Annotated in this window: 16 protein-coding genes; 7 read left to right on the forward strand and 9 right to left on the reverse strand. The window is 61.0% G+C overall.

Features of this window, described 5'->3' with window-relative positions:
- Window positions 1–6: 6 nt before the first annotated feature.
- The 6 genes from ACWXTG_RS06365 to sucC all read right to left on the reverse strand — a co-directional run bounded on the left by ACWXTG_RS06365 (window position 7) and on the right by sucC (window position 5,534).
- On the reverse strand, window positions 7–387 hold the full coding sequence (locus ACWXTG_RS06365; RefSeq protein WP_407996954.1) for a VOC family protein: 381 nt from the start codon (window positions 385–387) through the stop codon (window positions 7–9).
- 53 nt (window positions 388–440) lie between these two features.
- Window positions 441–779, reverse strand: a complete 339-nt coding sequence (locus ACWXTG_RS06370; RefSeq protein WP_309566749.1) for a P-II family nitrogen regulator — start codon at window positions 777–779, stop codon at window positions 441–443.
- 37 nt (window positions 780–816) lie between these two features.
- A complete protein-coding gene (locus ACWXTG_RS06375) occupies window positions 817–2,424 on the reverse strand; it encodes an NAD+ synthase (protein ID WP_480221091.1) in 1,608 nt (535 codons plus the stop codon).
- Window positions 2,425–2,487: 63 nt separating this feature from the next.
- Window positions 2,488–3,441, reverse strand: coding sequence for an ankyrin repeat domain-containing protein (locus tag ACWXTG_RS06380; RefSeq protein ID WP_407993810.1), 954 nt, complete (start codon window positions 3,439–3,441; stop codon window positions 2,488–2,490).
- Window positions 3,442–3,489: 48 nt separating this feature from the next.
- Entirely contained in the window at window positions 3,490–4,368 is an 879-nt protein-coding gene (gene sucD, locus ACWXTG_RS06385; RefSeq protein WP_407993811.1) for a succinate--CoA ligase subunit alpha, read from the reverse strand.
- Between the two features lie 2 nt (window positions 4,369–4,370).
- On the reverse strand, window positions 4,371–5,534 hold the full coding sequence (gene sucC, locus ACWXTG_RS06390) for an ADP-forming succinate--CoA ligase subunit beta (RefSeq protein ID WP_407993812.1): 1,164 nt from the start codon (window positions 5,532–5,534) through the stop codon (window positions 4,371–4,373).
- A gap of 165 nt (window positions 5,535–5,699) precedes the next feature.
- Between sucC and serB the strand changes: the two genes are divergently transcribed.
- Both serB and ACWXTG_RS06400 read left to right on the forward strand, forming a co-directional pair.
- Window positions 5,700–6,572, forward strand: a complete 873-nt coding sequence (gene serB, locus ACWXTG_RS06395; protein WP_309566745.1) for a phosphoserine phosphatase SerB — start codon at window positions 5,700–5,702, stop codon at window positions 6,570–6,572.
- Window positions 6,573–6,584: 12 nt separating this feature from the next.
- The gene (locus ACWXTG_RS06400; RefSeq protein ID WP_309566744.1) at window positions 6,585–7,142 is read left to right on the forward strand and encodes a peptidylprolyl isomerase; all 558 of its coding nucleotides are present in this window, start codon (window positions 6,585–6,587) and stop codon (window positions 7,140–7,142) included.
- Between the two features lie 42 nt (window positions 7,143–7,184).
- On the opposite strand, the gene ACWXTG_RS06405 is transcribed toward ACWXTG_RS06400, so the two are convergent.
- The 3 genes from ACWXTG_RS06405 to fabA form a co-directional block, all read right to left on the reverse strand.
- Window positions 7,185–8,633: an aminotransferase-like domain-containing protein gene (locus tag ACWXTG_RS06405; RefSeq protein ID WP_480221092.1), complete on the reverse strand. Its 1,449-nt coding sequence runs from the start codon at window positions 8,631–8,633 to the stop codon at window positions 7,185–7,187.
- Window positions 8,634–8,702: 69 nt separating this feature from the next.
- On the reverse strand, window positions 8,703–9,926 hold the full coding sequence (gene fabB / locus ACWXTG_RS06410; RefSeq protein ID WP_480221093.1) for a beta-ketoacyl-ACP synthase I: 1,224 nt from the start codon (window positions 9,924–9,926) through the stop codon (window positions 8,703–8,705).
- 61 nt (window positions 9,927–9,987) lie between these two features.
- On the reverse strand, window positions 9,988–10,503 hold the full coding sequence (gene fabA, locus ACWXTG_RS06415; RefSeq protein ID WP_309566741.1) for a 3-hydroxyacyl-[acyl-carrier-protein] dehydratase FabA: 516 nt from the start codon (window positions 10,501–10,503) through the stop codon (window positions 9,988–9,990).
- Between the two features lie 249 nt (window positions 10,504–10,752).
- On the opposite strand from fabA, the gene ACWXTG_RS06420 reads away from it, so the two are divergent.
- Genes ACWXTG_RS06420 through ACWXTG_RS06440 form a run of 5 tightly spaced genes read left to right on the forward strand, consistent with a single transcriptional unit; the run spans window position 10,753 to window position 15,111 of the window.
- Entirely contained in the window at window positions 10,753–11,769 is a 1,017-nt protein-coding gene (locus tag ACWXTG_RS06420) for an AAA family ATPase (RefSeq protein WP_309566740.1), read from the forward strand.
- Between the two features lie 5 nt (window positions 11,770–11,774).
- The gene (locus ACWXTG_RS06425) at window positions 11,775–12,635 is read left to right on the forward strand and encodes a DUF58 domain-containing protein (RefSeq protein WP_480221094.1); all 861 of its coding nucleotides are present in this window, start codon (window positions 11,775–11,777) and stop codon (window positions 12,633–12,635) included.
- A gap of 2 nt (window positions 12,636–12,637) precedes the next feature.
- Window positions 12,638–13,603: a hypothetical protein gene (locus tag ACWXTG_RS06430; protein WP_480221095.1), complete on the forward strand. Its 966-nt coding sequence runs from the start codon at window positions 12,638–12,640 to the stop codon at window positions 13,601–13,603.
- The gene (locus ACWXTG_RS06435) at window positions 13,604–14,584 is read left to right on the forward strand and encodes a vWA domain-containing protein (protein ID WP_457137367.1); all 981 of its coding nucleotides are present in this window, start codon (window positions 13,604–13,606) and stop codon (window positions 14,582–14,584) included. It abuts the gene before it with no gap.
- Window positions 14,575–15,111, forward strand: a complete 537-nt coding sequence (locus tag ACWXTG_RS06440) for a hypothetical protein (RefSeq protein ID WP_480221096.1) — start codon at window positions 14,575–14,577, stop codon at window positions 15,109–15,111. Before ACWXTG_RS06435 ends, ACWXTG_RS06440 begins: the two co-directional genes overlap by 10 nt.
- Window positions 15,112–15,118 lie beyond the last annotated feature (7 nt).

Genomic DNA, 15,118 nt, shown 5'->3' on the forward strand with positions numbered 1-15,118 from the left:
GCGCGGTCAATCCATCTTCACGGCGGAGAACTCGATCGCATTGCCGTCGGGATCGCGGCAGAACAAGGCCGCCCGCCCGGACATGCTCATGGTGTACTCCACGCCGGCCTCGTCCAATGCCTGCTTGATCTCCATCACGTCGTCCACGGCAAAGGCCACGTGGTAGTCGCGCCCTCCGTGGGCGGGAAGCTCGGCATCGGCATAGGGATCGGGCACGACCATCAGGTGCAACTGGTTGATGCCGATATCGTACCAGGCACCGTCAAAGCTCAATGGCGGGCGCTTGTCGCTCGGCACCAGGCCGAGCACGCCCTCGTAGAAGGCGCGCGAACGCTCCATGTCGGACACGATGATGCCGGTATGCAGCATCTGCTTGATCTTGATCACAGCTCACTCTCCATTCAAGGCAAACATTTGGGTAAAACGAACGCGTAGGCTAATTAAATGGCAGCCTCGTCAGTCTCGCCGGTACGGATACGGATGATCTGCTCCACGGGCGTGACAAAAATCTTGCCGTCACCGATCTTGCCGGTACGCGCGGCCTTGATGATGGACTCCACCGCCGCATCGACGATATCGTCGGTCACCACCAGCTCGACCTTGATCTTGGGCAGGAAATCCACCACGTACTCCGCGCCGCGGTAAAGCTCGGTATGGCCTTTCTGGCGGCCGAAACCCTTCACCTCGGTCACGGTGAGCCCGTTTGCCCCGATCTCGGACAACGCCTCGCGCACCTCGTCGAGCTTGAATGGCTTGATCACTGCTTCAATTTTCTTCATCGCTTGTTCCTTCTCCTGTTTGCTTTCCGTCTCGAAACTACCCATTGAACGCGAACTTGTTGGTCAATGGGTAGCGCCTGTCCTTGCCAAACCCGCGTTTCGTCACACGGACTCCAATAGGGGCTTGACGCCGCTTGTACTCGTTCCTGTCGATCAACCGGGTAACCCGGAGCACGTCCTGCTCACGGTAACCCAGCGCCAGAATTTCTTCCCAGCTGTAGTCGTGCTCGACGTAAGCCTCCATGATACCGTCCAGCACGGCGTAATCCGGCAAGCTGTCCTGATCGGTCTGCCCATGGCGCAATTCGGCCGACGGCGGCCGCACGATGATACGCTCCGGAATCACCGGGCTGATCATATTCCGGTATTTGGCCAGCTGGTAGACCAATGTCTTGGAAACGTCCTTGAGCAAGGCAAACCCGCCCGCCATATCGCCATACAGTGTCGAATATCCTACCGCAGTCTCGCTCTTGTTGCCGGTAGTCACCACGATGCCGCCGAACTTGTTGGAAATCGCCATCAGCAAGGTGCCGCGAATGCGCGCCTGCAGGTTTTCCTCCGCAGTGTCAAACGGCTTGCCGGCAAACTCCGGCACCAATGCGGCGCAGAACGACTCGAATACCGGGCCGATCGCAATTTCGCTATAGCGCACACCGAGCCCTGCCGCCATCGCACGGGCATCCTCCATGCTGATGGAAGCCGTGAACTCCGAAGGCATCATCACCGCCTGCACCTTGTCGGCACCCAGCGCATCCACGGCAATCGCCAATGTCAGCGCGGAATCGATGCCTCCCGACAAACCGAGCAGCACGCCGGGAAAATTGTTCTTAACGACGTAGTCCCGGAACCCCAGGCTCAGCGCCTGGTAAACCGCCGGTTCCAGCTCGGGCACAGGATGCACCTCCGCCAGCTCGGGCGCCCCATCGCTGAAGGACACGATGCCCAATGCCTCCTCAAATGACGGCAGTTGCTGCGTCAATGTGCCTTCATCGTTCATCACGAACGACGCGCCGTCGAATACCAGCTCATCCTGGCCGCCGATCAGGTTGGCATAGACCACGGGCAACCCGGTTTCCTTGATGCGGTCGCGCACCACGGCATGGCGTTCCTGCTGCTTGCCGATGTGATACGGCGAGGCATTCAGCACCAGCAGCAAGTCCGCGCCCGCATCGCGCGCGCGGCGGGCGGGCTCGGGCGCCCAGACGTCGGCACAGATCACGATGCCGAGCCTGTGGCCCCGGTGGTCGATGACCAGCGCCTCGCTGCCCTCGCTGAAGTAGCGCACTTCGTCGAACACGCTGTCGTTGGGCAGCAGCCCCTTATGATAGGTATGGCGGACCTTGCCGCCCTCCAGCACCGAGGCCGCGTTATAGCGGTTGCCAAGATGCTTGCGCGGATGCCCGACCACCACGGTCAATGCAGCGGGCAACTCCTGCGCCAAGGCATGCAGCGCGCGCTCGCATGCCTGGTTGAAATCGTCCCGCAACAGCAGGTCCTCAGGAGAATATCCGGACAACGCCAGTTCGGGACAGAGCAGCAAGGTCGCCCCGACGGCTTCGGCACGCAGGGCCTGTTCGACGATCCTGGCGGCATTGCCTCCCAGGTCGCCGGCCGTGGCGTTGAGTTGAGCAACCGCGATCTTCATGTCACGCCTGCAATTTGCAAAAGCCGGCATCCGCGACATTGCTGCATCCGGCATAACTGCACTTTAGTAGCTGCCACCTGCATCCTTGATCAACTGCACGATTTCGGGTTTCTTGCCTTTCAGGGCGTAGACCAGCGCGGTCAGGCCGTACTGGTCCTTGGCCTTCACGTCGGCGCCGCTGGCCAGCAGCAGCTTGACCAGCTCGACATTGCCCTCGCTCACTGCATATTGCAGGATGGGCGTGCCTTCGGAATCCCTATGGTTGACGTTGGCGCCCTTCTCGATCAACACCTTGGCCGTTGCCTCCTGGGACTTCTTGACTGCCCAGCCCAGCGCTGTCCACTTGGTCTTGTCCTGGGCGTCCACCTTGGCCCCCTTGTCGAGCAGCAATGCGGTCGCCTCTGCGTTGCCCTCGCGCGCCGCATACATGAGCGCGGTCAGGCCGAAACGGTCGCGTGCGGCGATGTCGGCGCCCTGGGCCAGCAGGGTATTGATGGTGTCGATATCGCCGTTTCTGGCGGCATACATGAGGATGCTCTTGCCGTCGTCGCTCTTGCTGCTGGGATCGATGCCGCGTTCCACCAACAGGCCCACCATTTCGCTGTAGCCGGAGGTTGCCGCCATGCCCAATGCGCTCCAACCGGATTCGTCGCGCACTTTGGCATCCGCGCCATGCTCGAGCAATACCTTGGCGGTGGCGACAAAGTTCTTCTTGGCTGCGAACATGAGCGCCGTCCAGCCGCCCGCATCCTTGGCGTTCACGTCGGCCCCTTTTTCCAGCAAGGCGCGTGCGACGTCCGCCTTGTCCTTGCGCGCCGCGTACATCAGGGCGGTGATGCCCTCCGCATCCTTGGTATTGGGATTGACCCCGCTGTTCAGCAATGACTTGACGGTGGCAAGGTCGCCCTTGGACGACACGGTCAGGAGGTAAGGCACCTGGTCCTGCGCAATGGCGGGCGCTGCCGCCATGCCCAGCCATGCGCTACAGAGCACCACTGCAGTTAAACGACGCAACATAGAGATTTCCATGGCTGATAAATTGAACACAAATTGCCTACCCAATATCTATTGCTTGGCCTTGATCGCGGCCTGGACCGCTTCGCCCAGCCCCGCCGGCGAACTGGCCACCACGACCCCGGCTTGCTCCAATGCCCTGATCTTGTCCTCGGCCTTGCCGCTGCCGCCGGAAATGATCGCGCCTGCATGCCCCATGCGCTTGCCCGCTGGCGCCGTCTGGCCGGCAATGTAACCCGCGACCGGCTTGCTCACGTATTGCTTGATGTATTCCGCCGCCGCCTCTTCGTCGCTGCCGCCGATCTCGCCCACCATGATGATCGCCTCGGTTTCCGGATCGGCCTCGAACAGCTCTAGGCAGTCGACGAAATCCATGCCGCGGATCGGGTCGCCGCCGATGCCGACGCAAGTGGATTGCCCCAGGCCCAGCGCCGTCGTCTGGTGCACGGCTTCATAGGTCAAGGTGCCGGAGCGCGATACGATGCCGACCTTGCCGCGCAGGTGGATGCTGCCGGGCATGATGCCGATCTTGCATTCGTCCGGCGTGATCACACCAGGACAGTTGGGGCCGACCAGCCGCGCGCCGTTGGCCTGGAGCGCCGCCTTGACGTTGAGCATGTCCAGCACCGGTATGCCCTCGGTAATGCAGACGATCAGCTCGATGCCCGCATCGCAGGCTTCCAGGATGGAATCCGCGGCGAATGCGGGAGGCACGTAGATCACCGAGGCATTGGCCCCTGTCTCGCCCACTGCGGCGCGCATGGTATTGAAAACGGGCAGGTCGAGATGGCGTTGACCGCCCTTGCCCGGCGTGACGCCGCCCACCATCTGGGTGCCGTAGGCCAGCGCCTGCTCGGAATGGAATGTGCCCTGCTTGCCGGTAAAGCCCTGGCAGAGGACCTTGGTATGCTTGTTGACCAGTATTGCCATCGTTACGCCTTCACTGCTGCTACTGCCTGCTGCGCGGCATCGGTGAGGCCTGCGGCAGAAATTATGGATAAGCCGCTCTCTCTCAGCATCTTGCGGCCGAGCTCGACATTGGTGCCTTCCAGGCGGACCACCACGGGAATCTCGATGCCCACTTCCTTGACCGCAGTGATGATGCCTTCGGCAATGATGTCGCAACGCATGATGCCGCCGAAGATATTGACGAGAATGGCCTTGACGTTAGGGTCGGCGAGAATGATCTTGAACGCGCGCGCCACCGTGGTCGCGGTAGCGCCGCCGCCGACGTCGAGGAAGTTGGCGGGCGCGCCGCCGTGCAGCTTGATCAGGTCCATGGTCGCCATGGCCAGGCCGGCGCCGTTCACCATACAGCCGATATTGCCGTTCAATGCGATGTAGTTGAGCCCGGCATTATGCGCCTCGGCCTCCTTGGCGTCGTCCTGGCTCCAGTCCCGCTGCTCCGCGAGTTCGCGGCGGCGGTAGAGCGCATTGTCATCTACGCTCATCTTGCAATCCAGCGCCACCAGCGCACCTTCCGCGGTAACGATCAGCGGATTGATTTCCAGCAATGCCAGGTCGTTTTCCTTGAACAGGCGGTACAGCCCCTTGGCCAGCCGCGTGAACGCCGCGATCTGGTCGCCGGCCAGTCCCAGGGCAAACGCGATATTGCGCGCCTGGTAATCCACCAGCCCGTTCAGCGGGTCGCAGACCTCCTGCAGGATTTTTTCCGGACTGTCCTTGGCGATTTCCTCGATTTCCATGCCGCCCGCAGCCGAAGCCACCAGCACGACGCGCTCCAGCGAGCGGTCCACGAGCATGGAGACATACAGTTCACGGGCGATCGGCAGCGTTTCCTCGACCAGCACTTTTTCCACGGGCTGGCCATCCGGAGCGTTCTGGTAGGTGACCAAGCGCTTGCCAAGCAGGCTGACCGCGATATCCTGCACCTCGTCCAGGTTGCGCACCAGCTTGACGCCGCCGGCCTTGCCACGGCCGCCGGCATGCACCTGGGCCTTGACCACCCAGGCGTCGCCCTCCAGAGCTCGTGCGGCATCCACCGCCGCCTGTGCCGTCTCCGCCACCTGGCTGCGCGGCACGTTCACGCCGTAACGCTGCAGCAGCGCCTTAGCCTGATACTCATGCAAATTCATGTTTTTACTTTTATGATGGACTAATAGCGTATTTTCGCGCAAATCCCCGTATTGCGCCAGCACGGAGACCCAGGGGCCGCATCAGCAGGCAAGCAAGTTCGAATCCGGCAATAGTTGCAGCCATGTATAATAAAGCCCAATTTTCACCCCATAGTGTTTTCGCATATGCGCCTCGTCATCCAGGGCCCGGTAATCAGATTCGAGCAATTGGCCCATATCCACCAGCTACTCAGCGCCAGCCACCAGCAGTTTATCCAGATCGGCGAACATGCCTATCAGTTGGCTGGCCAGGCGGAGATTCCTCCCGCACTGCATGCGTTCTGCCTCGAGCAGCGCATTGACGTCGCGCTGGTGGAAGACAAACATCAGCTGAACAACCTGGGCCTGGCGGTGATGGACATGGACTCCACCCTGATCACCATAGAATGCATAGACGAGATTGCCGACATGCAAGGCCTCAAGCCGCAAGTCGCGGCGATCACGGAGAGCGCGATGCGCGGCGAGATCGAGTTTGCCGAAAGCCTGCGCCGCCGCGTGGCCCTGCTCAAGGGGCTGGACGCGTCTGCCTTGCAGCGCGTGATCGACGAGCGCCTGCAATTGACGCCCGGCGCGCAAGCCTGGATCGCGGCGTGCAAGCAGCACGGCATCAAGACCATGCTGGTGTCTGGCGGCTTCGACTTCTTTGCCGACCGGGTCAAGGCCATGCTGGACCTGGACGTCGCCAAGGCCAACTCGCTGGAGATCGTCGATGGCAAGCTGACCGGCCGCTTGCTCGGCCATATTGTCGACGCCCAGGCCAAGGCCGACTATCTGGAGCGCTTCCGCCAGGAGCTGGGCCTGCGGCACGACCAGGTGGCCGCCATCGGCGACGGCGCCAACGACCTCAAGATGATGTCTGCCGCCGGCTGCGGCGTGGCCTACCATGCCAAACCCGTTGTGCAGCAGCAGGCCACCTACGCGCTCAACCACGTAGACCTGGAAGGCCTGGTGTATTTGTTTGCCCCGCTGTCCGTATCTTCAGCCCCAACCTGTCATTGAGGAAATTGTTCTATGCTGTCCAAACTCCTGCATCTGCCAACACTCCTGGTCCTCCTATTGGGAACCATGCCGGCCATGGCCGAGCCGCTCGCCGAAATCCAGACCAGCGAGGGCTTGATCGTCGTCGACCTCAATAGCGAAAAAGCCCCCAACACTGTGGCCAACTTCATCCGCTACGCCAAGGAAGGCCATTACGCAGGCACGATCTTCCACCGCGTGATCGCAGGCTTCATGATCCAAGGCGGCGGGCTGGACGCCAATTTCGAGCCCAAGCCCACGCATCCGCCGATCAGGAACGAGGCGGACAACGGCCTGACCAACGCCACCGGCACGATCGCCATGGCACGCACCGGCGATCCCCATTCGGCTTCCGACCAGTTCTTCATCAACGTCGCCAACAACGCCTCGCTCAATTTCAGCGAACGCTCCGAGACGGGATGGGGCTATACCGTGTTCGGCCGCGTGATCAAGGGCATGGATGTGGTGCAGCGTATCGCGATCATGCCCACCGACGGCGGCGACGCGCCATTCCAGAACATCGTGATCGAGTCGGTCACGATCAAGGAATAAAAGCTGGTCAACAGGCCTGGCTGGCATCACAGCCAGGCAACCTCACCTTTCGTCCGCACTGATGGCCGCATCGCGCCTCTCAAGCGTACCCATCAAACGTCCCAAGGTCTTGAACGCCCGCTCGATCTCCGCATCCACCGGCTTGCTGTAATTGATGCGGATGCAATTGCAGCATTGACGCCTGGCAGAGAAGATCGGGCCGGGCGCAATGCTCACTCCCTGCTCCAGCGCGCGTTGGAACAACGTCAATGCGTCCACCTCCTCCGGCAAGGCCACCCAGAGGAAATACCCGCCATGGGGTCGCGTCACCTGCGCTTCCGCGGGGAAATGCTGCGCGATCAAGTGCAGATACTGATATTGCTGCAACTCGAACTTGGTGCGGAGCCTGCGCAAGTGGCGATCATAGCCTCCATGCTGGAGGAAATCCGCGATCGCCGCCTGGGCGATCGTACTGGTGGATAAGGAAGTGATCACTTTGAGCCGCTCCACTTCGCGCTCGAAGCGGCTTGGCAGCAACGCCCAGCCGATGCGGTAGCCGGGCGCCAGCGTCTTGGAGAACGAGCTGCAATGCATGACATAGCCTTCCTTGTCATACGCCTTGGCAGGCCTGTGCTCCTGCATGCCGAAATAGAGCTCGCCGTATACGTCGTCCTCGATCAAGGGAATGCTGTGCCGCGTCAACAGCTCGACCAGCGCCTGCTTACGCTCCGCGGGCATGGAAACCCCCATGGGGTTCTGGAAGCTGGTCATGCTCCAGCAAGCGCGTATCGGGCATTTTTCCAGTATTTTTTCCAGATAATCCAGATCCATGCCCAATACCGGGTCCACCGGGATTTCCACCGCTTTCAGCTGCAGGCGCTCCAGCGCCTGCAAGCACCCGTAAAAGGCAGGAGACTCGATGGCGACCAGGTCTCCGGGCTTGGTGACGGCCTCGAGACACAGATTCAATGCCTCGAAGGCGCCATTGGTAATCAATATGCTATCGACATCCGCCTCTATGCCCTGCATGAGATAACGCCTTGCAATCTGCCGGCGCAGGTCGCGGTTGCCGGGTGGCAATGACTCGACGATGGCGGCCGGGCCCATGTCGCGCGTGGCATGCGCCAATGAGCGGGACAGGCGCTCCAGCGGGAACAATCCCGGCCAGGGAAAAGCCGAGCCAAGCGGCACCGTGTCCGGGTCCTTGATCGAGCCAAGGATGGAAAACACCATATCGGAAATGCTGACGGCGGTGCTTTCCTGCCCAGGCGCGGGCGTGGTCTTGGAAGCCAGCTGCTTGATTGCATGGTTGCTGACGTAATAGCCCGATTTGGGCTGGGCGCGGATCAGGCCCAGGTTTTCCAGCTCGTAATAGGCGCGGAAGACGGTGGCCGGGCTCAGCTTGTGATTGTGGCAGGCCTGGCGTACGGAAGGCAGTTTCTCGCCTGGAGCGAGCACGCCGGAGCGAATGGCGGTCGCGATGTCGTGCACCAGCTTCTCATAGCGTTTCATACCTACAGCCCTTGATACACACTCCAGACTCCAACATGACAACGGGGCCATCGGCCCCGTTCAATCAGATCAAGCAAGCTGCCTGCGCGAGAATGTTAGCGTGGCATTGGTGCCGCCGAAACCGAAGCTGTTCGACACCGCGGTCTGGATATCGGCGTTGTCGATGCGCTCGCGCACGATGTTCAGCCCTTCGGCTGCCGGGTCGAGATTGTCGATATTAGCCGAAGCCGCAATGAAGTTATTCTCCATCATCAGCAGGGTATAGATCGCCTCATTGACGCCCGCAGCGCCAAGCGCATGGCCGGACAGCGACTTGGTGGAAGCAATCGCGACATCGCTGCCGCCGAACACGGCGCGGATCGCTTCCAGTTCCTTCACGTCGCCCACCGGCGTGCTGGTGCCGTGAGTGTTGATGTAATCCACCGGGCCTTCCACGCCTTGCAAGGCCAGGCGCATGCAGCGCTCCGCACCCTCGCCGCTAGGCGCCACCATGTCGTAGCCGTCGGAAGTCGCGCCGTAGCCGACGATTTCGGCATAGATCTTTGCGCCGCGCGCCTTGGCATGCTCGTAGTCCTCAACCACCACGATGCCACCGCCGCCGGAAATCACGAAGCCGTCGCGGTCGACGTCATACGTGCGCGATGCTTTCTCCGGCGTCGCATTGTACTTGCTGGACAATGCGCCCATGGCATCGAACATGAAGGACAGCGTCCAGTGCTCCTCCTCGCCGCCGCCGGCAAACACAATATCCTGCTTGCCGAGCTGAATCTGCTCCACGGCTGCGCCGATACAGTGGGCGCTGGTCGCACAGGCGGAACTGATGCCATAGTTGATGCCCTTGATCTCGGCACCCGTCGCCAGGCATGCGGACACCCCGCTCGCCATGGCCTTGGTCACCATGTAAGGGCCGACGCGGCGCACGCCCTTGGCACGCAAGGTATCTACGCCGGACAGGATGTTCTCGTGCGAGGCGCCGCCCTGGCCCACGATCAGGCCGGTGCGGATATTGGACACCAGCTCGGGCGGCAGGCCGGCATCGGCAATCGCCTCCTGCATGGCCAGCCAGGCGTAAGCATGCCCTTTACCCATGAAGCGCATGAGCTTACGGTCGATCAGGGCTTCCAGCTCGAGGTTCTCGATCGAGCCGGCGACGTGCGAACGCAGCCCCTGATCAACATATTCCTGTTGAAAACGGATGCCGGAACGGCCTGCCTTCAGGCTGTCCAGGACTTCAGATTTGTTGTTACCGAGACTGGAAATGATGCCCATCCCGGTGACGACGACACGACGCATTGCGTGTTCTCCCACATTAATTCAATCAATAGCGATAGGCTGTTTCAGCAGAATATATCTGCTAGAAATTGTCGGTGCGTGTGAACAGGCCGACGCGCAAGTCGTTGGCTGCATAAATTTCGCGACCGTCAATTTCCATGTGGGCATCGGCGATGCCCATGACCAGCTTGCGCATAATCACGCGCTTGAGGTCAATACGATAAGTAATCAGTTTACCAGTAGGCAGCACCTGGCCGGTAAACTTCACTTCGCCCGCGCCCAATGCGCGGCCGCGGCCCTTGCCGCCCATCCAGCCGAGGTAGAAACCTACCAATTGCCACATGGCATCCAGGCCCAGACAACCCGGCATCACCGGGTCGCCCTCGAAATGGCAGTTGAAGAACCAGAGGTCGGGCCTGACGTCCAGCTCCGCAATAATCTGCCCGTTGCCATATTGACCGCCATCTTCAGTAATGGAGACGATCCGGTCAAACATCAACATCGGCGGCAAGGGCAATTGCGCATTGCCTTCCCCGAACATTTCGCCACGACCACAGGAAAGCAATTCTTCAAAGGTGAAACTATTCTGTTTTTGCATTTAATTATTCTGTACTGATAATCCCGTTATTTTCGCCTGAAATGCTTTTTAACAAAAGCCCTAAGCTGTGAAAGTATTAATAAATCTCCGCAAATCCAGTCGCGGCTCCACCGGCTTGCCGTGTATGACGGCACAAAACGGCTAGCTCGCGCCAAAACTATACCGATCTGTTTACACCATGAATTAAAAACCCTACCATACGGGAAATTTTCCCCATCAACCATTCAACCTAGTACTGGAATCCACCACATGAGTGACCGTCAATTGGCCGACTGGCGTGCGCAGGCATTGCAATTGGAAAACAACGTCAATCAGGTCGTGGTCGGCCAGGCCAATGCGATACGCCTGATCACCACCGCCATCTTTGCCCGTGGCCACGTACTGCTCGAGGGCGATGTCGGCGTCGGCAAGACGACATTGCTGCGCGCCTTCACGCGAGGCATCGGCGGCGGCTACCAGCGTATCGAGGGCACCATAGACCTGATGCCCAACGACCTGGTGTACCACACCTACCTCGGCGATGACGGCCGCCCGCACGTGAGCCCGGGCCCGCTGTTGTCGCACGGCACCAACCTGTCGGTGTTTTTCTTCAACGAAATCAACCGCGCACGTCCGCAGGTGCACTCGCTGCTGTTGCGCGTGATGGCGGAACGCACCTTGTCCGCCTTCAACCGCGAGCATCATTTCCCCCACATGCTGGTGTTCGCCGACCGCAACCAGGTGGAAAAAGAGGAAACCTTCGAAATTCCCTCCGCCGCGCGCGACCGCTTCATGATGGAAATCCCCATCACCGTCCCGGCCGACGCCGACATCATGGAATCATTGATTTTCGAGACGCGCTTCCATGACGTCGATGCCCTGGTCGACCAGGTGAATCCAGGCATCCTGCAGTTCGACGGGCTCAACCAGATCGCATCGCTGATCCAGTCCAGCGTGCAGGCCAGCCCTGCCTTGCGCCGTTATACGCTCGACCTCTGGCTGGCAACCCGCAGCCCGGCCGATTACGGCCTCAAGGTCGAAGGCGTGGACATCAAGCGCCTGGTGGTGGCCGGCGCCAGTCCGCGCGGGATCGCCATGATGATGCGCGCCGCGCGCGTCAACGCCTGGCTCAACGGCCGCGAGGCGGTGCTGCCCGAAGACATTCATGCCGTGTTCCACGAAACCATCGCGCACCGCCTGGTCTTCAACCCGATTTACGAAATGCGCCGCACCGAGATTGCACGCGAACTGCTCAGCCAGGCCATTCACACCATCAGCGCCACCTGAACGCCATGAACGAGCTAGCCAAGGAATTTAGCTACCAGATCGGCTGGCGTTCCCGCGGCCGCCATCCTGGACGCCATGCCAGCGCACAACGCGGGCTGGGCATGGATTTCGTCGGGCATGCGCCCCTGATCTCCTATCCCGACCCACGCCGTATCGATTTGCGCCTCAGCCTGCGCGACCCGATGGAACAGGTCTATGTGCGCATCTACAACCAGCGCAGCGCGGTGCCCGTGTTCGTCGCCTGCGACCTGTCCGGCTCCATGGGGTTTTCCGGCCATTTCAACAAGCTCAGGATTGCCGCGGAAATCACCGCCTCCGCCGCACAGTCGGCCTCGCGCGTCAACGACCCGTTCGGCTTCATCGGCTTCGACGAGGAAATCAACGACGCCTGGGTGATCCCCGCCAGCACGCGAGTGCAGGCGGCCTACTTGCTGGCTGAATCCTTGAAAGACTACCGTCCTCCACATATTGGTAGTGAAGGCATCCTGCAGATCAGCCGCTATCTGCCGCGCGAACGCGCGCTGGTCCTGCTGGTCTCGGACTTCCACATGCCACTGGAGGCGCTCGAGGAAGCGCTGGTTTCCATGCAGCGGCACCATATCGTGCCGATCGTACTGTGGGATGCCGCCGAATACAGCGCCATCCCCGAATTCGGGCTGACGCATGTCACCGACAGCGAGACCGGCGAGAAGCGCACGCTGATGTTGCGCAAATCCACCCACGCCCGCATCCAAGCGGCATTTGCAGAACGCCATGCCGCACTCAACGCATTGTTCATGCGCTTTGACGTCCCGCCCTTCTTTATCGAGCAAGGCTTCGACGCAGACGCCTTGACGGAATACTTCTACCAGTTTGTGACGGCATGAACATGATCGCACTCCACAGATTCAATACCTTCCTATTGCTGGCCGTCATGCTGGCAATCATCCCGGCCCAGGCGGCTGAGGCTCCAGCGGCTGAAACTCCTGCCACAAAAGCCGACGACCCGCCTGTCGAGATCATCGACAAAAACCCGGTACGCGAAGTGGGGTACCACGTGGGCGATGTCCTCAGTCGCACCATCACGCTCAAGGTCAACGACCAGTACAAGCTGCTGCCGACCTCGCTGCCCATTCCCGGCAACCAGAAACGCTACCGCAACAAGGAACAAGGCATCGAGCTCTACGCCAGCAAGCTCAGCGAGTCGCATGAGAACGGCCAGAACATCTACACGCTGGAACTCAGCTACCAGGTATTCACCTCCAGCATCGTCGCCAAGCCGGCGGCGCTGCCGCCAGAGTTCGTGAAGTTTTCCGGCGACGGCAAGCTGTTCCAGGTGCGCATCCCCAGCTGGAATTTCCGCATTTCGCCATTGGCCGTCTATGGCTCGGTCAATATCAGTAAGGACATGAGCCCGCTGCGCGGCCCGTTGCTGATCAGCGATCATAGGCAACGGCAGGTTCTTTACGGCGCATTCGCCATCTTCGGCCTGAGCCTGCTCGGGCTGTTGTACATCCTGGGCAACCACGCCTGGCTGCCCCGCATGGGCGGTCCGTTCGCCAAGGCTTATCGCAAACTGAAGAAAACCGGCCATGACGCGGATGGGCTGGAGGCGGCCGTCAACCACCTGCACCAAGCGTTCAAGCAGAGTTGCAGGCAAAGCGTCTTCAGCGCCGAGGAGATCATCCGCATCAAGCCCGCTTTCGCCCCGCTGGCGGAAGATGTCGCGCGCTTCTTCTTATTGTCCCGAGCGATATTTTTCGACAGCTCCGAGCGGAACGTCCCGGCAGACCCGCACGCATGGCTGCGCCAGTTCGGCCGCCGCTGCCGCGACATCGAGCGGGGGATGAAGTAAGTGAATTTCAACCATGCCTGGCTGCTCATGCTGCTGCCGCTCAGCCTGGTGCCCTTGTTACTGGACCGCCAGCATAGCCGCAGCTATTCCTGGCTGAGCCTGCTGCCGCGCGACCGCCTCTCGGATTTGCTGGGCATATTGCTGAAAATACTTGCCGCGCTGGCGCTGTGCTTCATGCTGCTGGGCGCCGCCGGGCCGGCGACCGATGCGCAATATATCGAGCGCATTGGCCAGGGCGCGCAACTGGTGCTGGTGATCGACCGCAGCGCGAGCATGGACGAAGCCTTCTCGGGTGCGGAAACCAGCGGCGTCGCCGGGGAATCCAAGGCCGCGGCGGCCGAGCGCCTCATCACGCATTTCGTCAATGAGCGCAGTAACGACATGTTCGGCATGGTCACCTTCAGCAACTCCGCCATGCACGCCTTGCCGCTCACGGACAACCGCGAGGCCATATTGGCGGCGATTCGTGCTGCCGGTGGTGCAGCCCTGTTCCAGACCAATATCGGCAGCGGCCTCACTACCGGCCTCGCCCAGTTCGACAAGACCCCTGACTCGGGTTCGCGCGCCATCATCCTGCTGTCCGACGGCGGCGGCCGCATGGGCGCCAACACCCAGCAGAAAATCCGCGACTGGCTGGAGCGCATGAACGTCACGCTTTACTGGATCGTGCTGCGCCAGCCGGGCGCCACCAGCATCTTCGATACCAGCTATGTGCCCCCCGAAGACAAGCCGCTGCCGCCCGCGCTCGAGCTCAACGACTTCTTCAAGACCTTGCGCACCGGCTACCAGGCCTACGAGGCCGAAGACCCGAAATCGCTGGCAGCCGCGATCGAGGACATCAACCGCAAGGAAAAGAAACCCATCCGCTACCAGGAAGAAATTCCCGGCCGCGATTTCGCCCCTTATTGCTACCTGCTGGCAGCCGTGCTGTTGTCGTTGCTGCTGCTGGCAAAATTCATCGAGGTCAGAACATGGCACTAAGCGCCAGCAAGCTCACCTGGGGATTCGCCCTACTCGCCATCGGCTCTCTCGGCCTGGCCGGATGGCAGGCCTACCAGATCCGGGAAATCCGCGCCTTCAACCAGGCCATCCAGCAAGGCAAATCCCCCAGTACGCGCCAGGACAGCTATGAGGCCAAGTTCGCGGTGGCCTACTGGCAGGCCCGCAACGGACGCTACCAGGAAGCAACACAGCTGTTCGGGCAACTGCTGGAAAAAGGCGACGACACACAAAAATCCGCAGTGCAGTTCAATACCGGCAACATCTTCTTCCTGCGCGGCCTGGCGGTGAACGGGCGGGACATCACTGTGCGAGACGAGACGGAATACCTGCTCAACCAGGCACGTACGGCCTACGAGCAATCACTGCGTCTCGACCACAGCTTCTGGGATGCGCGCCATAACCTCGACCGCGTGCTCAGCATGCTGCCCTCGACCCCCACGCCGGGATCGGGCGAATCAGACTCGCCTGGCCTCATCATGGGCAACATCCCAGTAGGGCTGCCGTAACAAGACC

Source organism: Methylobacillus sp. DLP286 (assembly GCF_056636515.1).